The organism is Coprococcus phoceensis (genome assembly GCF_900104635.1).
Classification (GTDB): domain Bacteria; phylum Bacillota; class Clostridia; order Lachnospirales; family Lachnospiraceae; genus Faecalimonas; species Faecalimonas phoceensis.
Genome location: NZ_FNWC01000007.1, coordinates 2,262,811 through 2,283,525, shown reverse-complemented (window position 1 = coordinate 2,283,525; position 20,715 = coordinate 2,262,811). Strand labels below are relative to the sequence as shown.

The following is a 20,715-nucleotide window of genomic DNA, read 5'->3' as shown; positions in this document are numbered from 1 at the left end:
TTATGAAAGTAATTTTGTTAGAAGATGTAAAAGCGCTTGGTAAAAAAGGACAGATTGTGAATGTGAATGACGGATATGCAAGGAATTTTATTTTACCTAAAAAATTGGGAGTGGAAGCAAACAACAAAAATCTGAATGATCTGAAACTGAAAAAGGCAAATGATGAAAAGATTGCACAGGAACAGCTGGAAGAAGCGCAGGAACTTGGAAAGAAGATTGAGGCAGGAAAAGTGGAGCTTGCAATTAAAGTAGGAGAAGGCGGAAGAACATTTGGCTCGGTGTCTACAAAAGAAATTGCAGCAGCTGTAAAAGAGCAGATGGGATATGATATTGATAAGAAAAAGATACAGTTAAAAGAAGCGATCAAGACGCTTGGAACACACAATGTACCTGTAAAACTTCACACGAAAGTAACAGCAGAATTAAAAGTGGTTGTGAAGGAAGCGTAGGAGGCAGACAATGGAAGAAGCACTCATAAAACGAGTTCTCCCACACAGCATTGAGGCGGAGCAGGCAGTTATCGGAGCTATGCTGATGGACAAAGAAGCAATCTTGACCTCGTCAGAGATTATCAGCGGTGAGGATTTCTATCAGTCAGCTTATGGAATTCTGTTTGAGACTATAGTGGAATTGTTCAATGAAGGAAAACCGGTTGATCTGATCACATTGCAGAATCGTCTGCGGGAAAAGGATGTCCCGGCAGAGGTCAGCAGTCTGGAATTTGCAAGGGATCTGTTAAGCGCGGTACAGACATCTGCGAATGTAAAATATTACGCAGAGATTGTATCAGAGAAAGCGATGCTGCGTCGACTGATTAAGTTAAATGAAGAGATTGCCAATATCTGTTATCTTGGAAAAGAGCCGTTGGAGGCGGTGCTTGAGACAACGGAAAAGAAAGTATTTGAACTTGTTCAGCGGAGAAATACCGGAGACTATGTGCCGATAAAAGATGTTGTGCTGAGCGCGCTGGAAAAGATTGAGAAGGCATCGAAAACGAATGGAAGTGTCACCGGAATCCCGACAGGTTTTTTGGATCTGGATTATAAGATGTCAGGACTTCAGCCTTCTGATTTGATTCTTGTGGCGGCGAGACCGTCCATGGGAAAGACGGCGTTTGTGTTGAATATTGCGCAGAATGTGGCGTTTAAAGAAAATAAAACAACTGCTATTTTTAGTTTGGAGATGTCAAAAGAGCAGTTGGTAAACCGTCTGTTTTCTTTGGAGTCGCAGGTAGATTCTCAGTCGCTTCGTACAGGTAATTTGAAGGATTCGGATTGGGAAAAGCTGATTGAAAGTGCGGGAATTATCGGGAAGTCCAATCTGATCATCGATGATACACCGGGTATTTCGATTTCGGAACTGCGTTCAAAATGTAGAAAGTACAAGCTGGAACATAATTTGGAATTGATTATTATCGACTATTTGCAGTTGATGACAGGGCGTGTCGGAGGAAGAAGTGAGTCCAGACAGCAGGAAATTTCGGATATTTCGAGATCGTTAAAAGGTCTGGCGAGAGAGCTGAATGTGCCGGTGATCGCATTGTCGCAGTTGAGCCGTGCGGTAGAACAAAGACCGGAGCACAGACCGATGCTTTCGGATTTACGTGAATCAGGGGCAATCGAGCAGGATGCCGATGTGGTAATGTTTATTTACCGTGATGACTATTACAATAAAGATACAGAATTGAAAAATGTAGCAGAGATTATTATTGCAAAACAGAGAAATGGTTCGATTGGAACAGTCAATTTGACATGGCTGCCGAACTATACAAAGTTTGCAAATTATCTGAAACAGGATTGATGAATCTGGAATGTGGTATAAGCAGATACTGCATTCTGGATTTTTTATTGCATAAAAATTATGACCTATGCAGTAAGAAGTGCGCTGCAAGGATCGAACTGCTGCGAATAGTTATTTTTGAGAAAAAAGCAAAAAAAATAGTGTTTCTTTTGGAAAAATATGCTAATATAAAAAACGGGAGAAAGGTACAAAACAAAAAATAATATGCGTTTGTACGGAAAAAGAAAGGAGAAATATGAAAAAGTTTATGAAAAAACTTTCGGCAATTATGTTAGTTGCTGCCATGGTGTGTACGACATTTTTGAGTTATATGCCATCGTTAGATGTATTGGCAGCTCCGAAGATGATGGCACATCTGAAAGCCGGAAGTGGGAATGCAAACGAGCACTTTGGCGGTGCAAAGCCGGAGGCATTTGTCTTATCCAGCCAAAAGTTTACGGGAGAGGATTTAAGTGCTACGGTTCAGCTTGTAAGTGAGAGTAAAGACACGAGGTTTCGTTTTGTAACGAAATATGTGGATGATACTCATTGGAGTTATATCGCTTACGATACAGGAAAATGGCTTTATGAATTTAAAAATGGAGATGGGTCTTATGCAGCGTTATCAGGATTGCCAGAAGTCAACAAAGATGATGAGATTACGATTTCAACATCTTATAAGGACAATGGCTTGAATGTGACAGTTGAAAATAAGACAATAAACAAAAGTGGTTCAGCAGTTGTAGCTAATGAAAAATTTAATGAGCTGAAAACAGAATCAGGAGAGATTGGATTTGGTGCAGGTACTTTTGGAGAAGCTTACACAGAAATTTATTTCTCAGATGTAAAAGCTGGTGAGACAGCTTATAGCGACTACAGTGGCTGGCATGTATACAAGACTCTTTCAGGACAGGTTTGGGAACCATCTGTGGAAGTACCGGATGGAGGAGACACAGATCCGGAAAATCCTTCTGAAAACGGAAGAGCTTGGATTGAGTTAAAGGGTGGAAGCAACAATGGTGGTGGACACTCCTATGGCAATGCAAATGCAAAAGCGCCAGTACTGCTTCTTGATGATGACAAGAAGATGGAAGAGTCAGGAGAACTTTCTCTTGCTGTGAAGCCAAGCAATAACTGGGGTGTATTTTATACTTATGTGAATGACAATAACTGGTTATATGTAGGTCATGATACGAGCAGTGGCTGGTACTATCAGTATAACTTGAATGGAAGTGGATCTTATCCGAAAATCTCAGGACTTCCGGATCCGGTTGAAGGGGAAGAACTTCAGATGTCTATCTCATTGAACAGAGAGACATTGTCTGTGACAGTAAACGGAGTAACTTCGCGTGTGACAAATCAGGCATTGATCGATTTCAGTGAGGAGAATGCAGGTAAAGGCCGTTTCGGTGTGAAAACAAACAGTGCAACAACGATTTCTTTTGCGGATGTGATGTACGGAAAAGATAACTGTATGGAAGATGACTGGGTATTTTGTGCAGACCGTGACGGACAGTCGTTTAAAAAGACATATTCAAAACTTGTGCCGCTTACAGGTACAGTTACGGAAAAAGGAGAAGGCGGATTGGCAGATGCGACAGTTCGCGTTGGAAACAAGTCTGCAAAAACAGATGGAAATGGTAAATATCAGTTTGATGCGTTGGAACTTGGGACCTATACTATGGCTGTTTCCAAACCGGGATATCAGGCATTCTCAGGTGAAGTGACAATTGAAGATAAAAAAGATAATGTCAAAGATATAACACTGGAATTAAAAGCTCCATTGGATTTGTCAAAATACGATTCTATTTCATCTGATGAAATGAAAGTATATATCGGAAAAGAATTTCCGGTTGTGGCAAGATACCAGATGCTTGCGAATGGACAGGAGATTACAGATACATATTTCCGCGGAAATGAAACAGAACTTGATGAAGTTGCAATCAATGGTGTCGCTATAAAACCGGAAGTGGAAGTGACAGAGACAAAAGCAGACTCAAGAACATATGCAATGCATGTGGAGAAAGATGACATCAATCTGGATATGGATGTCAAAGTCAGTGTAAAAGAAAATGAACTGACATGGGAAGTAACAAAATTAGAAAAAGCAGAAGGTTGTGCAGATATTGCAACAATCGATGTTCCTGGATTGAACCTTCTGACTGTGGATGCAGTGGAGACAGGAGCCAATTTCGCAGGAGCAAAGGCTTCGACAACAACAACATCTTCCGGAGATGTATTTATTGATTTTGAAGATGGATTTGTACCATCTGAGACAGACGGATACCTGTATGGATTCCTGACAAATGGGAAATTAAGCGCAGGTCTTTACAGCAATTCCGAGGTGGAAGGAGACAAACGTGTCATTCGCAATAATGGGGCGGATACAATGAGTCTCACAAGTGCTGCATGGTACTACGAGTTGGGAGATGCAAACGGACAGAAGAATGCTTCAAAGTATGATGATTATCCGGTGAGTGAACTTCCATGTACAAAAGTGGCAATCGCAGCAGATGCAAATGGCGATGAGACAATCGACTGGAATGACGGTGCGCTTGCATTCCGTGATATTATGAACATTCCATACGGTTCTGAAAATATCAAAGATTTAGTAAACTATCGTATTGTTATGAACTTTGCAAGTATGGCATCAAATCCATACCATACAACAGCAGACAACATTAAAAAAGTGTATCTTGCAACAGATGGTCTTCCACAGGCGGTTATGCTCAAAGGATACGGTAACGAAGGACATGACTCTGCAAACTCTGAGTATGCTGATATTGCAGAAAGAGAAGGAGGAGTAGAAGATTTCCAGGAATTGATTAAGATTGCACATGACTATAACACAGAGATTGGTATTCACGTCAATGCACAGGAAGCTTATCCGGAAGCGGCATCTTTCAATGAAGAGATGCTTCAGAAACCATTTTCAAACGGATGGGGATGGCTTGACCAGTCACAGGTTATCGACAAACTTTGGGATTTGTCAAGTCAGGCAAGATGGAAACGTTTTGTACAGCTGTATGACAGAATCAACGGAACGGATTTCTATAGCAGAAAATGGCCGGATGCAGTTGAAAATTCTTTGGGTGAAGTAAACGCTACAAAAGAAGAAATCAAAAAAGATGCAGAATCCCGTGAAGATAATATGGATTTCATTTATCTTGACGTATGGTATCAGGATGCATGGGAGACAAGACAGATTGCGGATGAGATCAATTCTTTGGGATGGAGATTCTCTACAGAGTTCAGTGCGGAGGGTGAATATGACTCTACATGGCAGCACTGGTCTACAGATGCCGCATATGGCGGGGCAACATCAAAAGGATATAACAGTGATATTATCCGTTTCATCAGAAATGACCAGAGAGATTCTCAGGTATTGAACTATCCACAGTTCGGTGGAACAGCAGACAATCCGTTACTTGGAGGATACCGTCTGTACGGATTTGAAGGATGGGGTGGAGACAAAGATTATGACAACTACATTCTTCAGACATTCAATCAGAACTTACCTACAAAATTCTTACAGCACTACTATGTGACAGATTGGGAGAATTATGAAGAGGGAGAGTCTCCGGTTGGAAACCATGAAAAACAAATCACATTGAGAAATGACAGCGGTGATGAAGTTGTTGTCACAAGAAACGAAGAACAGCGCAGCGATGATAACATTGAGCGCACAATTACATTAAATGGGAAGAAAGTATTAGATAATGTCACATATCTGCTTCCATGGACAGATAATCAGGATGGCAGTGAAAAACTGTATCACTGGAATCTGGACGGTGGACAGACAACATGGGAACTTCCAAATGGATGGGAAGGTCTTGCGAATGTTGTGATGTATGAACTTTCTGATCAGGGTCGTATCAACGAGACAAGTGTTGCTGTGTCTGGAAATTCAGTGACATTAGATGCAAAGGCTGCTACAGCCTATGTGTTGGTGAAAGGTGATGCGGCAGGCGTAAAAGAACTTGCAAATGACTTTGGTGAGTATGACTATGTGACAGATCCGGGATTCAACGGATATGCCGCAGGGGAAAAACTATCTGCAGATGAATGGTCTGGCGATATCAACGATGATGCAGTTGTAGTAGAAAAAGCAGATACAGGAGATCAAAGACTTGCATTCAACAGTCCTCTTGACGGTGTGTCAGTGACAACTACAATCAAAGGTTTGACAAAAGGAACAGACTACGTAGCAGAAGTTTATGTGGAAAACAATAGTGATGCAAAAGCTTCTATTGAAGTGAATGCAGGAGAAAAGAAAGTTTCTAATTATACAGAGCGTTCGATTCTCAATAACTACGTAAAGAGTGACCAGAAAAACGGAAGCAAGATGCAGCGTATGCAGGTTTCATTTACAGCAGAGAGTGAGACTGCACAGCTAACACTTTCAAGAGGCTACGGCGATGGTTCTACTTATATGGACGATATCCGTATCGTTGAGAAATCTTTGAATAACTTCCAGGAAGATGGTGTGTTCAAACAAGATTTCGAGACAGTAGTACAGGGCTTGTATCCATTTGTGTTAAGCTCTGCACAGGGTATTTCTGACCCGGCTACACATTTATCGCAGCTGAACGCACCATATACACAGGCTGGATGGAATGGAAGAGTCATCGATGATGTTATCGATGGAAACTGGTCATTAAAGCATCACGATGGAAATACAGGAATTATTTATCAGACAATTCCTCAAAACTTCCGTTTTGAACCTGGGAAAGCGTATACAGTAGAGTTTGACTACCAGTCAGGACCGGATAAAGCGTATGCGATGGTAGTTGGTGATGGAACAACTTACACTACTCCTTCAGATGATGAGTATCTGGCTCAGGCACGTGGTGAAGATGAGAAAAAACATGTAAAAATGCAGGTAGTTGGTTCGGGAAGCGGACAGACATGGATTGGTCTGTACGAAAACGGAAGCAAAGCCGGAACAGGAAGCATGGGACAAAGAGACTTCGTTCTCGACAATCTTGTGATCACAGAGGAGAAAGATGCAACATCTGTGACATTGGAATCTACAGAGCTTTACAAAGGTGAAACTGCAAAAATTTATGGAAATAATCTGGATCAGATTACATGGGAAACAAGCAATGATAAAGTTGCAGTAGTGGACAAAGAAGCAGGAGTTGTAAAAGCACTTGCAGCAGGAACAGCAACTTTGACAGCGACGCTTTCAAAAGATGAGAAGATTACATTTGAGATCACGGTTACAGACGGTGTAGTGACAGAGATTCCAAGAGAGGAATTTGATGGAATCACATCTTCTGCAAACACAGAACAATCCTCCGGAGAACCGGCAGGAAGCGGTGTTGCATCAGCAGCAACAGACGGTGACTCTTCCACATACTGGCATTCACAGTGGAGTGGATTTACTGTGAGCAAAGAAAATCCTGCAATTCTCACAGTCGATCTTGGAAAAGAAATGTCAATTGGAGGATTCAAATTCCAGCAGAGACCGGGAACGAATAATGGTATTGTTTACAAATATCACTATGAAGCCTTTGATGCAGCAGGAGAGAAAGTTGCTTCCAGCGATACAATTTCTGTTGATAATGCGCAGAGAGCAGGTGGACAGTGGATTACATCTCTGTTTGAAAATGTAGCAAATGTAAAAACAATTAAGATTTATGTAGAAGAAGGAAAAGGAAACTTTGCGGCAATCGCAGAAGTAGTTCCGCTTCGCATACAGAAGGTTGCAGATTCGGCGACATTAGATGATGTTACAATAAAAGTCGGTGAAAAAGTCAGATTGGAAGCTAAACACGATGAGGACACCATTTTGACAGGAATCGTATGGAGTTCTTCTGATAAAGAAGTTGTAAAGGTAAATCAGAATGGAGTCGTAACAGGTTTGAAAACCGGAACAGCGACTATCACGATTAAAAATGCGATCGGGAAACTGGCATCATGTACAGTGACAGTAACAAAAGACGAAGTGATACTGGATAAAGAGGATCTGCAAAAGGCGATTGACAAAGCAGAAACATTAGACTTGGATAAGTACAAAGACGGTGTGGAAAAAGATGCATTTAAGGCAGCTTTAAGTCAAGCGAAAGACGTTTTGGCGAATGCTAAGACACAAGATGAGATTGACAAAGCGACAAGCGAATTAAATGCAGCGATAAATGCATTAAAAGAGGTGGAAAAACCAGTAGAGCCATCTGCAGATAAATCAAAATTAGAGAAATTCTACAAAGACTGTCTTGCTTACTACAAAGAGACAAATCATTCAAAAGAAAACTGGCAGAAATATCAGACAGTACTTGCTTATGTGAAAGCAGTACTTGAGAATGAAAATGCAACACAGGACGAAGTTGACAATGCATTGAAAGTATTAGTTGAGATTACAGGTATTTTGAACAAAGAGCTGGAAGATGCAGGCAAAGAGCCGACAACACCGCCAACACCAACAACGCCTAACGGAGAAGGAAATAATGGTGGAAATGGCAATGTGACAACTGGAGATATGACAACATGGGGAATGACAGCAGTTGTAATGTTATTGGCAGTCGGCGCGGTAGTAGTTGTAATAAGAAGAAAAAGAGAAACAAGATAAGAGATAAGCTTACTAAAAAGGCACAAATCCATTTGGGTTTGTGCCTTTTTGCAAGTTTACATATAAAAAATGGGAAAATATATGCAAAAAGAATGAGAAATATGGTATAGTAAGAATGTATATGTGCGAAATGTTTAAAAGAAAAGGAGGATAGAAAGAAATATTAGTAAAAATATAAAAAGGAAAGGGAAATTATGAAAAGAAAACATTTAAAACGTGTAGTGGCAGGTGCGTTTGCAGCAGTGATGGCAACATCTGGAATATCATTTCCACAGGCAAATGTGCATGCAGAAGAAAAAGGGAATGAATTAAGGCTTTGGTACGATGAGCCAACATCGCAAGGCACGAATATTCTTGGTGCCGGTTCTGGGTATGATACAGACGAAAAAAACAGATGGCAGCAACATACATTGCCGATTGGTAATGGTGATATGGGAGCGAATGTCTACGGAGAAATTGCAAGTGAACATTTGACATTCAATGAGAAGACACTTTGGACAGGCGGTCCGAGTGAAAGCCGAAAAGACTATATGGGTGGAAACTCAACAGAAAAAGGGCAGGACGGAGCGTCACTGAAAAATATCCAGAAATTATTTGCGGAAGGAAAAACTTCTGAAGCGACTGCGGCATGTAATAATCTGCTGGTTGGAATAAGTAACGGATACGGCGCTTATCAGCCGTGGGGCGATATTTATTTTGATTACAAAGATATCACAGAGAAAAATGCGACAGAATATCAGAGAGATCTGGATCTTAAGACAGCAATCTCGACTGTTTCGTTCAAAGAAGACGGTACACAGTACACAAGAGAATTTTTTATGAGCCATGACGATGATGTCTTAGTTGCACGTTTGGAAGCAAAAGGCTCAGAAAAATTGAATTTGGATGTACGTTTTCCTTCAAAGCAAGGCGGAAAGACCGTGGCGGAAGGAAATGATACATTAAAATTATGCGGAGCACTGACAGACAATCAGATGAAATATGCATCTTATCTGACGGTGAAAGCGGATAATGGTTCTGTGACAGGTTCAGGGGACAAATTGACGGTAAAAGATGCAAGTGCAGTTACTGTGTATTTGTCAGCAGCTACGGATTACAAGAATGCATTTTATAATGAAGACAAGACAGAAGATTACTATTACCGCACAGGTGAGACGGATGAAGCGTTAGCAAAACGTGTAAAAGAAACTGTGGATAAAGCAGTAGAAAAGGGATACAAAGAAGTAAAAGCAACACATTTAGAAGATTATCAGGAACTGTTCAACCGCGTATCTTTAAATATTGGACAGACAGTGTCTGAAAAGACAACAGATGACTTATTGAAGACATACAAGGACGGAAGTGCCAGCGAGCCGGAAAAACGCCAGTTGGAGAATATGTTATTCCAGTACGGCAGATATTTGACAATTGCCTCTTCAAGAGAAGATTCACAGCTTCCATCCAATCTACAGGGAGTATGGAATAGTCTGACAAATCCACCATGGAGCTCAGATTATCATATGAATGTAAACCTTCAGATGAACTACTGGCCTACATATTCTACAAATCTTTCAGAATGTGCATTGCCATTGATTGACTATGTGGATGCTTTAAGAGAGCCTGGACGTGTAACGGCAAAGGTTTATACAGGAGTGGAAAGTAAAGAAGGAGAAGCCAATGGTTTTATGGCACATACACAGAACACACCATTTGGATGGACTTGTCCGGGATGGGCATTTAGCTGGGGATGGTCTCCGGCGGCAGTGCCATGGATTCTTCAAAACTGTTGGGAATACTATGAGTTCACAGGCGATACTGAATTTATGGAAGAAAATATTTACCCAATGCTAAAAGAAGAAGCTACATTCTATAATCAGATTTTGACAGAAGATAAAGATGGCAAATTAGTATCTTCTCCATCTTACTCACCGGAACACGGACCATATACTGCAGGTAATACATATGAGCATACATTGATTTGGCAGTTGTATGAAGATGCTGCAAAAGCGGCTGAGGTACTTGGACAAGATACAGAGCTTGCAGCAAAATGGAAAGAGAATCAGTCAAAATTAAAAGGACCAATTGAAATCGGTGACGACGGACAGATTAAAGAATGGTATGAAGAGACAACGTTGGATAGTATGAAGCCACAAGGAGCTGATCCGGCAGGACACAGACATTTATCACATATGTTAGGACTCTTCCCGGGAGATTTGATTGCACAGAAAGAAGAATGGGTGCAGGCAGCAAAAGTTTCGATGGACTATCGTACAGACAACAGTACAGGCTGGGGGATGGGACAGCGCATCAATACATGGGCAAGACTTGTAGAAGGTAATAAAGCACATGAATTGATCCAGAACCTGTTCAAAGGTGGAATTTATCCAAACCTTTGGGATACACATGCACCATTCCAGATTGATGGTAACTTCGGATACACATCAGGTGTGTCTGAGATGCTGCTGCAGAGCAATATGGGATATCTCAATCTTCTTCCGGCAATTCCGGATGTATGGGCAGATGGAAGTGTAGACGGACTGATTGCACGTGGCAATTTTGAAGTGGATATGGATTGGGCAAAGACAAGCCTGACAAAAGCTGAAATTCTTTCTAAAAATGGTGGAGAATGTGAGATTGGATATCCTAGCATCGCGAAGGCGAAAATTGTAGACAGTAAAGGTGCAGAAGTAACAGTTGAAAAAGTAAGTGAGGACCGTATTAAATTCAATACGACAAAGGGCGAGACTTACACAATGACTGAGATTCCGGAAAGACCGGTAAAAGCTCCGGCAAATGCATCTGCGATTTATAAAGATAACACAGCAATCGTGACATTTGATGCAGTGGCAAACGCAGAAAAATATGTTGTATATGCATCAACAGACGGAACAACATACAACAAGGTCGGCGAAGTGGACGGGACAGAATACAAAGCAGAAGATTTCGCAGAAGGAACAACTTATAAAGTAGCAGCAGTGGTAGAAGGAAAAGAAGGAGAGAAGACTTCGAAAATCACACCAGAGCAGTTGGCTGTAACCAATAAGATTGATGATCGTGACAGCAGAATCGAGTATTCTTCCGGCTGGGGCAACTGGGGACCACAGGAAGGTCAGTATGAAAAAACAGAGAAATACTCTAATACAGTAGGCGATACAGCAGAACTTTATTTCTATGGAACAGGAGTTCGTGTGATCGGTATGAAAAATACAGACTGCCGGACATTTGATTTATATGTAGATGGAGAGTTGAAGAAAAAGGATGTGAGCACAACCTCTAGTACATGCCAGAGACAGCAAGTACTTACTGAAATAACTGGTTTGGACAAAGGGATTCACAAAGTAAAATTAGTTGTAAAACAGGGGAAGATTTCTCTGGATGCATTTGAATTTGATGCGGCGGTGGAAGCAACAGGATTACAAATTACAGGTGCTGACTCTTTGAATATGAATGCATCGAAGACATTACAGCTGGAAGCAGTGTATACACCAGAAGGTGCAGCAGGTGCAGGAGTGGATTGGTCTGTAGATAAACAAGAGGTTGCGACAATCGATGCAAATGGTCTTCTGACAGCAGTGAAGGCTGGAACAGTCGTTGTGACAGCAACAGACAAAGAAAATGAAAAACTGACGGCGACAAAGACAATCACAATCACAAAAGAAGCGACAACTGTAAAATATGATGACCGTGATTCTAGCATCAAATATGATGCGAACTGGACAAAGTGGGATGAAGAAAAACATTACAATGGCACAGAGACTGAGACTACAACAGATGGTGCAAGCTTCTCATTTGAATTCAACGGGACAGGCATTGGCTTGTATGTGATGAAATTAGAAAAATCCGGAAATACAGGAGGAGCGCAGCTTAAGATTGAAATTGACGGTCAGGAAGCTGGAAAAGTATCTACTTTCACGACCGTAGCAGGAAGTGAGCCACAACAGAAGGTATTTGAAAAATTAGATTTGACAGATGGAAAACATACTGTCAAAGTGACCGTAGATGGTCTGGCACAGGATGCAAAAGACGCCGGTGTTACAAGTCCGAAAGTATGCTTTGACTACTACGAAGTGACTGTAGGCGGAGAAGAAAAACCAGATTGTGAGCATAAGAACACAGAGGTTCGGAATCAAACAGATGCCACATGTACAGAGGCTGGTTACACAGGTGATACAGTATGTAAAGACTGTGAAGTGATTGTGAAGGCAGGAACAGTTATAGAAGCAAAAGGTCATGATGCAGAAACACGCAATGCCAGAGAAGCTACATGTACAAAAGATGGTTATACTGGTGATGAGGTATGTAAAGTTTGTGATACCGTAGTAGAAAAAGGAACTGAAGTGAAAGCTTTAGGACACGATTTCACAGAGTGGACAGTAGAAAAAGAGCCAACTGAAACTGAGGAAGGCTTGGAAGTCCGGACATGTAAACGTGATGGCTGTGAAGTGAGAGAAGAACGAGCAATTCCGAAACTTCCGGTTACACCTGACAAAGTAGATAAATCCGCATTGGAAAAATACTATAACGAATGTCTGGAATACTACAAAGAGGCAAACTACACAGCTGACAGTTGGAAGGTATATCAAGCGGCTATGGATCAGGCAAAAGCAGTACTTGACAATGAAAAAGCAACTGAGAAGGACGTAAAAGATGCGGTCCTGGCAATCAAAGCTGCAACGGAACAGTTGAAAAAAGTTAGCAATAGTACACAGCCAGAAAATCCGGACAAAGATAATACGGATAATAAAGGTGATAACAAGAAACCGGTAACTGGCGATAACGTGAATGCGGCTGTTTGGTCAATTGTAGGAATTACTGCAATTTTTGCAGTGGCAGTTGCTGTGTTGAGAAAGAGACGCAGAGCATAAAGGCTGAATAAAACAAGAGCAAAAAAAGAGATGGAATCTGAATAAAAAAACAGATTTCCACTCTCTTTTTTTGTGCAGAACAATGTTTGGTTGTGAGAGAAAAATGTCAAAATATAACAATAAAGCATATTTTTTGGAAGAAAATTGTTGTATTTGACATATGAAGTGGCTATAATAGAAAGGAAAAAGAAAATTATATAAAAAGCATTATTTTTAGGAATGCGGAAAGTGAGAAAAGCATGATGAAATGGAAAAAACATGGGAAGACATGTGTCAAAAAAGTGCTTGGTGGGACGATGGCAGCAATGCTTGCAGTTTCCGGAGTAAATTTTCCTGATGCGACTGTTGCACAGGCGGCATCCACAAAGCCTGATCAGGATCCAATGAAGATTCGTTTTGGCGAGCCATTGTCAAAAGGAAAATTGACAGGATCTTCAGGTAATTTTACAAAACCAGGAAGTGATACAGACTGGTGGCAGCAGTTATCTCTTCCAATCGGAAACTCGTATATGGGAGCGAACATATATGGTGAAGTAGAAAAAGAGCACCTGACATTCAATCAGAAGACATTGTGGAATGGCGGACCTTCTGAGACACAACCTTATACAGGCGGAAATATCAGCACAGTGAATGGGCAGTCAATGTCTGATTATGTGAAATCCGTGCAGAATGCATTTTTGACTGGGGACAGCAATGCATCAAACATGTGTGAAAAATTAGTTGGTACAAGTTCAAGAGAATATGGCGCTTATCAGGGCTGGGGCGATATTTATCTGGATTTTGACAGAGAAGAACCTCAGGAAGAAGAAAAGATCATCAGTGATACAAGCGATGAGATCAAATATGAATCTATGTGGCATTCATATCCACAGCCTGATTGGGAAGGCGGTTCAGAACATTATACAAACGACCCGGGAAAATTCACTGTATCGTTTGAGGGAACCGGAATTCAGATGATCGGTGTAAAATACAATGAGATGGGGAATTTCAAAGCGACGGTAGATGGCAAAGAGGTTACCGGAAGTATGTATTCCGCTACGAAACAGACAGGAGTTGTTTTGTTTGAAATTTCAGGTTTGGAGCAGGGAACACATACACTAACATTTGAATCAATAAGAGATGATGCAGGCAGAGCGAAAACATCTTTTGATTATTTGAAAGTATTAGAAGGGGAGACAATTGACTGGAACCCGACAGTAGAAAGCGAAAAAGTAAAATTTGAAGGAAGCTGGGCGCGCTGGGATCGTGCGGCAAATAACGAAAATGATGCAGATTCCTGGTTTGGAAAAGACGAAGTATATGTAGATGCTGCCAATGCAGAAGGAGCAACTCTTACATGTAAGTTTACAGGAACAGGATTTGAACTCTTTGGAGCAAAGAGCAGCGGATTGGGCAAGTTCCAATACAAAGTAGACGATGCGAAGGAGTGGACAGAGGTAAACACACACGCATCTGCTTTTTCAAGAGCAAGTCTTGTGAATGTGGCAGGGCTGACAAAAGGTGAGCACACACTTACTATTAAGGGTGTAAAAGGCAATAAAGTCTCTTTTGACGGTATTGTAACTACAATGAAGGAAGAGGATCCTGATAAAGAGGAACATACAGAGACAACAAACTACGAGAGAGCATTGGACATCGATACAGCGCTTGCGACAGTGTCTTATGACAGAGATAATACACATTACTATCGTGAGTATTTTGCAAGTTATCCGGACAATGTGATTGCGATGAAACTGACAGCGGAGGAAATCAAAGGCTCTGAAGGCGAGATGCGTCCATTGGAATTTGAGGTAAGTTTCCCTGTAGATCAGCCGGGCGACAAATCTCTTGGAAAAGAAGTTACATATACAACAGAGGACGATTCGATTATTGTTGCAGGTAAGATGAAAGACAATGATTTGAAATTAAATGGGCGGTTGAAAGTTGTAACAAAAGACGGTGAGGTCACTCCGGTAGAAGGAAAAGAAGGAACACTTCTTGTCAGTGATGCGACAGAAGTATATATCTATGTCACAGCGGACACAGATTATGAGATGGTACATCCGGAATACCGTACTGGCCAGACAGATCAGCAACTTGCAGATGAAGTTAAAAAAGTGATGGATGATGCAACAAAACAAGGGTATGATCAAGTAAAAGAAAATGCTCAGGCTGATTATAAAAACATCTATGACAGAGTAAAAATTGATTTTGGTCAGGAGGCGTCAGATAAGACAATTGATGAATTGATCAAAGCATATAAAGATGGAAATGCAAGTACAGAAGAAAAAGCTTATTTGGAGACAATGATTTTCCAGTATGGACGTTATCTGCAGATTTCTTCTTCAAGAGAAGGGGATAAACTGCCGGCAAACTTGCAGGGAGTATGGCTGGATTGTACAGGTGCAGCGAATAGTCCGGTCGCATGGGGAAGTGACTATCATATGAATGTAAATCTTCAGATGAACTATTGGCCGACTTATGTGACAAATATGGCAGAGTGTGCAGAACCGTTGATTGACTACGTGGAAGGATTGCGTGAACCAGGACGTATCACTGCATCTACATATTTCGGAATTGATAATTCAGATGGTAAACAGAATGGCTTCATGGCAAATACACAGAACACACCATTTGGATGGACTTGTCCGGGATGGGCGTTTAGCTGGGGATGGTCTCCGGCAGCAGTTCCGTGGATTTTGCAGAATGTATATGAAGCGTATGAGTATTCAGGCGATGTGGAAAAATTAGAGTCTGAGATTTTCCCAATGATGGAAGAAGAAGCAAAATTCTACATGTCTATCTTAAAAGAAGTAACAGATGCAGATGGAACAAAACGTTATGTAACAGTTCCGGCATATTCACCGGAACATGGTCCATATACAGCAGGAAACGTATATGAAAACGTGCTTGTATGGCAGCTGTTTAACGATTGTATTGAGGCAGCAGAAGCTTTGAATGCAAATGAGGCAGGAACAGTTTCAAAAGAACAGATTGATGAATGGACAAAATACCGTGATGGATTAAAACCAATCGAAATCGGTGACAGCGGGCAGATTAAAGAGTGGTATGATGAGACCGAATTTGGTCAGACAGCAAACGGTGCAATTCCGTCATTTGACGCGAAACATCGTCATATGTCACATTTGCTTGGCGTATATCCAGGAGATTTAGTAACTGTAGATAATAAACAGTATATGGATGCGGCAAAAGTTTCTCTGACAGCGCGTGGAGATAATGCGACAGGATGGGGAATCGCACAAAGATTAAACACATGGGCAAGAACAGGTGATGGAAATCATTCTTATCAGATTATCAATCAGTTTATTAAAACGGGTATTTATTCAAACCTTTGGGATTCTCATGCACCATACCAGATTGACGGAAACTTTGGATTCACAAGTGGTGTGGCTGAGATGCTTTTACAGTCAAATGCAGGATATATCAATCTGCTTCCAGCTATGCCGGATGAACAATGGACAACAGGATCTGTAAGCGGGCTTGTTGCAAGAGGCAATTTTGAAGTGAGCGAGAGCTGGAAAGATGGAGCGCTGACAGAGGCTAAGATTGTTTCAAACAATGGCGGAACATGTACAGTACAGGCTGGAGATTGGAAATATGTCGATGTAAGAGACAGCAAAGGAAACAAAGTAGCTGTATCAGGTGTTGAAGGGAAAGACGGCCGCGTGACATTTGAGACGACAGAAGGTGAAAGCTATGTGCTTACAGAAACAGACAAACCATCCATTGTTGTAGATAAGACAGCATTGAAAGACAAGTTAGACGAAGTAAATGCTTTTACAGATGCTTTGACAGACACAGAGTATACAAAAGAGTCAATCGAAGCATACAAGGCAGCTTTGAACGATACACTTGAAGATGCAAAAGAAGTCTATGGAAATGAGAAAGCGACACAGGATGAAGTTGATAATGCTGTGAAGGCATTGAACAGTAAGTTTAAAGATGCGCAGAAACTTTTGGAGAAAGTAGCAGTAGACCCGGATCCAGAGGAAGTAGATAAGACAGCATTGAAAGACAAGCTGGCTGAGGTAGACAAGTTTACAGAAAGTCTGAAAGATACTGTTTATACAGAGAAGTCAATCGAGGCATATAAGGAAACATTAAAATCTATTCTGGAAGACGCACGGAGCGTATACAATGATGATAAGGCGACACAGGACGATGTAGATGGAGTTCTTTCTAATCTCACAAGTAAGTTCGAGGAAGCGAAAAAACTTTTGAAGAAAGTAGATACTCCGACACCAGGAAAACCGGAAACGGGAAAACCAGAAGCGGAAAAACCGGATAAAAATCAACCGGATAAAGAGACACCAGTAACAGGAGACAGCAGTACAGTTGTCTGGATGATGTTAGCTATGGTTGTAGCGGGATTTGGAATTGTAATAGTCAGAAGAAAAAGAAGATATTAAAATGAAGTGAGGCGGTTCAAGGATGAACCGCCTTTATTCACATTTCAAACAGTTTTCTTAATTTCCTGATAGGAGCGGAACGTGCAGATTCTTTGCGATAAGTCTGCTGTTGACGGATTAGATGATCAAGTTTTTTATAACGGTCCTCTTCCTGCCGGTCCTGAGCTTGAAACAGGTAATTCATTTCTTTGATAATTGCTTGAGAAATGGACTGGCTTACAGATTCTTCCAGAATCTTATTGTTTTCAAGCATCGCATGTTGAAAGATTTCTTCTATTTGCAGTTGAATCTTTTCTAATGATGCATTAGAAGCCATGTCCAGTTGCTCCTCGGAAACCGAATTTGAAACGGTTGGATCTTCTTTAGGTTCTTTTTGAAGTTTAAGTTTGTCTCTCGTTCGCAGCATATCAGGGATGAGTCCCTTTAACTCCTTTAACTGTATCCCTTGTTCTTTTAGTTCTTTGATACAGCAAAAAAGCTGTATGTCATCTTCTGTATAGTATCGATGTCCCATTTCTGTGCGCCCTATAGATAGTGAAAGTTCTTCTTCCCAATATCTTAAAACATGGGTTTCAACATTTACACGTTTGGCAGCTTCTGAAATCATATAATGAACTTCGCCCATACAATATTAACCCCCTATTAAATTAGAATGAATATGTAACATATATATCATACCATAAGATTGTCCATAAGCTGTAAAAAAACGCTCATCAAATTTCGACAGAACTTTTCATTGTATTTAAAGTATCGGTGTGCTATGATGTCAATAAGAATTCCTCTGTAGAAATGGAGGGAAATCTGGAGATGGTTTTAGGATTTCCGATTGCCCGCGTTGAAATTAGCAAGGAGAAGAGTGTTGTCTATCATCCGGAGTATAAAGGGGTGCGTCTTGACATTTATGCCCAGGATGAAGAACAGACATGCTATAATGTTGAGATGCAGGCGGCAAGCACACCGCATTTAGGAAAGCGAAGCAGATATTATCACGGTCAGATGGATATGGATTTGTTGCTTTCCGGAAGAGACTATGAGGATCTTCCGCCGGCGTATGTCATTTTTATCTGTGACTTTGATCCGTTTGGAGATAAAAAATATAAATATACGTTCTGCAATATCTGCGAGGAGGAGAGCGCGGTCGATCTTGGAGATGAGAGGTATACCATTTTCCTGAGTACACGTGGGGAGAATCCTCAGGAAGTATCTGAAAGTCTGGTCAACTTTTTGAAGTTCGTAAAAGCAGACTTGAAGGAGAGCAAAGAAGAGTCGGAAGATCCATTTGTAAGACAACTTCAAAAAACGATTGAAAAGATTAAAGTCAACCGGGAAATGGGGGAAAGATTTATGGTTTTTCAAGAGATGCTGAGCGAAGAAAGAGTTGTTGGAAGAAATGAAGGAAAGCAAGAAATGCAGAAAGAAACCATTGTGAGATTGTTGGGCAAACTCGGAAGTTTATCAGATTCTCTGCGGAAGCAGCTCGTGTTTTTGCCACAGTGAAACAATCATAGAACAGGTCTTTTATGGCAGATAATTTTTATCTGCCAGTCTGTTACAAATCTAAATCAAGTCAAATATTCGAGGCTAAAAATCATATAGTATTTTATATACAGAGGAATTCTTAAAAAACTTATTCAGGCATGAGTGTAATATAAAAAGTGCCACAGACTAAAAATCTGCGACACTTTTAAACTTTGTGATCACTTTTCGATTATTTATTATTCAGCAGAAATTGCTCCTGTTGGGCATTGTGCTGCACAAGCGCCACAGTCAACACATGCATCTTTATCGATTTCATAGTGGTCAGCACCCTGAGAAATAGCTCCTACAGGACATTCAGCTTCGCAAGCTCCACAGCTTACGCATTCATCACTAATTACGTGTGCCATAGTATGTATCCTCCTTTTTGTACATTTGATAGATATGAAATATATCTACCCTTTCATTTATTTTAATACAAACAGACTAAATATACAAGCGATTTTATGCTTTCAATTTAGTACATTTATAGGCAGACAAAATGATATTTTTTGCTGCTGCTGCCTCTTCCTTAGTTGCTTCCGGTGTATCTTTTAAAGGATAATCCATATTAAGATTTTCATATTTTACTTTTCCCATGGAATGATACGGAAGCACGTCCAGTGCATGGACATTGTTCAGTGTGCCAAGAAAATGTCCTAATTCTTCTAAATATTCTTTGTATAAAGTAATCCCTGGAACTACAACATGACGAATCCAGACTGGAATATGCTTTTCATCAAGATATTTTGCAAATGCAAGAATACGCTCATTCGAATGAGCGGTAAGCTCTTTATGTTTTTGAGGGTTAATGTGTTTGATGTCAAGCATGATTAAATCTGTCACTTCAAGAAGAGTATCCAGTTTATTCATAAATGTCTCATTATCTGGTTGAAACATAATGCCGGAAGAATCAATACAAGTGTGAATTCCATCTTTGTGAAGTTTGGTAAATAGTTCAATGAGAAAATCCATCTGCATCATAGGCTCTCCGCCGGTCACAGTAACACCACCGTTGTGATAGAATGGCATATTACTGTAGAAACCTTCTAACACTTCATCTACGGTCATCTGAGTGCCTTTGTTTGGTTCCCAAGTGTCTGGATTATGACAATAGAGACATCTCATAGGACAACCTTGGAAAAAGATTACATAACGGATTCCGGGACCATCTACTGTACCACAGCTCTCGATAGAATGAATATAACCTTTGGTCATAAAAAAGTCTCCTTTTGCAACTATGTTTGCTCATATACGTTCGTCCATCTCATTAGTAGAAAACCGGCCAGGTTTCCATGCGAGCATGACCCTGTCCGGCTTTTACTAATGTGTGAACTTTATCGCTTACATACCTTCGTGGAATGTACGTGAGATAACGTCGTCTTGCTGTTCTTTTGTCAATTTGATAAAGTTTACAGCGTATCCTGAAACACGAACAGTTAATTGTGGGTAGTTTTCAGGATGTTTTTGAGCGTCTAATAAAGTTTCTCTTGTAAATACGTTAACGTTTAAGTGGTGTCCACCTTGTTCTACGTATCCATCTAACATGTTTACTAAGTTATCTACTTGTTGTTGATTTACTGCCATCTTAAATTCC

Annotated in this window: 10 protein-coding genes; 6 read left to right on the top strand and 4 right to left on the bottom strand. The window is 40.7% G+C overall.

All coding sequences use genetic code 11. The annotated features are described in order from the left end of the window. The first annotated feature begins 2 nt into the window (after positions 1-2). The 5 genes from rplI to BQ5364_RS14435 all read left to right on the top strand — a co-directional run bounded on the left by rplI (position 3) and on the right by BQ5364_RS14435 (position 17,603). Positions 3-449, top strand: a complete 447-nt coding sequence (gene rplI, locus BQ5364_RS14460; protein ID WP_004612825.1) for a 50S ribosomal protein L9 — start codon at positions 3-5, stop codon at positions 447-449. Positions 450-459: 10 nt separating this feature from the next. Next, positions 460-1,800, top strand: a complete 1,341-nt coding sequence (dnaB, locus tag BQ5364_RS14455) for a replicative DNA helicase (RefSeq protein WP_004612824.1) — start codon at positions 460-462, stop codon at positions 1,798-1,800. Positions 1,801-2,035: 235 nt separating this feature from the next. Further along, positions 2,036-8,350 carry an endo-alpha-N-acetylgalactosaminidase family protein gene (locus tag BQ5364_RS14445; RefSeq protein WP_071144522.1) on the top strand — a complete coding sequence of 2,105 codons (6,315 nt, stop codon included), beginning with the start codon at positions 2,036-2,038 and terminating at the stop codon, positions 8,348-8,350. 194 nt (positions 8,351-8,544) lie between these two features. Next, positions 8,545-13,194 (top strand): glycosyl hydrolase family 95 catalytic domain-containing protein, encoded by a 4,650-nt coding sequence (locus BQ5364_RS14440; RefSeq protein WP_071144521.1) that lies wholly within the window; start codon positions 8,545-8,547, stop codon positions 13,192-13,194. A gap of 239 nt (positions 13,195-13,433) precedes the next feature. Further along, on the top strand, positions 13,434-17,603 hold the full coding sequence (locus BQ5364_RS14435; protein ID WP_071144520.1) for a glycosyl hydrolase family 95 catalytic domain-containing protein: 4,170 nt from the start codon (positions 13,434-13,436) through the stop codon (positions 17,601-17,603). Between the two features lie 37 nt (positions 17,604-17,640). Here the strand turns inward: BQ5364_RS14435 and BQ5364_RS14430 are convergent, their stop codons facing one another. Next, a complete protein-coding gene (locus BQ5364_RS14430; protein ID WP_004612819.1) occupies positions 17,641-18,228 on the bottom strand; it encodes a helix-turn-helix domain-containing protein in 588 nt (195 codons plus the stop codon). A gap of 164 nt (positions 18,229-18,392) precedes the next feature. On the opposite strand from BQ5364_RS14430, the gene BQ5364_RS14425 reads away from it, so the two are divergent. Further along, entirely contained in the window at positions 18,393-19,100 is a 708-nt protein-coding gene (locus tag BQ5364_RS14425; RefSeq protein ID WP_004612818.1) for an Rpn family recombination-promoting nuclease/putative transposase, read from the top strand. Between the two features lie 218 nt (positions 19,101-19,318). Here the strand turns inward: BQ5364_RS14425 and BQ5364_RS14420 are convergent, their stop codons facing one another. The 3 genes from BQ5364_RS14420 to grcA3 all read right to left on the bottom strand — a co-directional run bounded on the left by BQ5364_RS14420 (position 19,319) and on the right by grcA3 (position 20,705). Continuing rightward, the gene (locus tag BQ5364_RS14420; protein WP_004612817.1) at positions 19,319-19,489 is read right to left on the bottom strand and encodes a 4Fe-4S ferredoxin; all 171 of its coding nucleotides are present in this window, start codon (positions 19,487-19,489) and stop codon (positions 19,319-19,321) included. Positions 19,490-19,583: 94 nt separating this feature from the next. After that, on the bottom strand, positions 19,584-20,336 hold the full coding sequence (gene pflA, locus BQ5364_RS14415) for a pyruvate formate-lyase-activating protein (RefSeq protein WP_004612816.1): 753 nt from the start codon (positions 20,334-20,336) through the stop codon (positions 19,584-19,586). Positions 20,337-20,462: 126 nt separating this feature from the next. Next, complete coding sequence (grcA3, locus tag BQ5364_RS18495; RefSeq protein WP_004612815.1) at positions 20,463-20,705, bottom strand: autonomous glycyl radical cofactor GrcA3; 243 nt, start codon at positions 20,703-20,705, stop codon at positions 20,463-20,465. Positions 20,706-20,715: the final 10 nt, after the last annotated feature.

What these genes read in the sequence shown, in the direction of transcription:
- rplI (WP_004612825.1), top strand. Translation starts at nt 3, where the DNA reads ATGAAAGTAATTTTGTTAGAAGATGTAAAAGCGCTTGGTAAAAAAGGA.
- dnaB (WP_004612824.1), top strand. Translation starts at nt 460, where the DNA reads ATGGAAGAAGCACTCATAAAACGAGTTCTCCCACACAGCATTGAGGCG.
- BQ5364_RS14445 (WP_071144522.1), top strand. Translation starts at nt 2,036, where the DNA reads ATGAAAAAGTTTATGAAAAAACTTTCGGCAATTATGTTAGTTGCTGCC.
- BQ5364_RS14440 (WP_071144521.1), top strand. Translation starts at nt 8,545, where the DNA reads ATGAAAAGAAAACATTTAAAACGTGTAGTGGCAGGTGCGTTTGCAGCA.
- BQ5364_RS14435 (WP_071144520.1), top strand. Translation starts at nt 13,434, where the DNA reads ATGATGAAATGGAAAAAACATGGGAAGACATGTGTCAAAAAAGTGCTT.
- BQ5364_RS14430 (WP_004612819.1), bottom strand. Translation starts at nt 18,228, where the DNA reads ATGGGCGAAGTTCATTATATGATTTCAGAAGCTGCCAAACGTGTAAAT.
- BQ5364_RS14425 (WP_004612818.1), top strand. Translation starts at nt 18,393, where the DNA reads ATGGAGGGAAATCTGGAGATGGTTTTAGGATTTCCGATTGCCCGCGTT.
- BQ5364_RS14420 (WP_004612817.1), bottom strand. Translation starts at nt 19,489, where the DNA reads ATGGCACACGTAATTAGTGATGAATGCGTAAGCTGTGGAGCTTGCGAA.
- pflA (WP_004612816.1), bottom strand. Translation starts at nt 20,336, where the DNA reads ATGACCAAAGGTTATATTCATTCTATCGAGAGCTGTGGTACAGTAGAT.
- grcA3 (WP_004612815.1), bottom strand. Translation starts at nt 20,705, where the DNA reads ATGGCAGTAAATCAACAACAAGTAGATAACTTAGTAAACATGTTAGAT.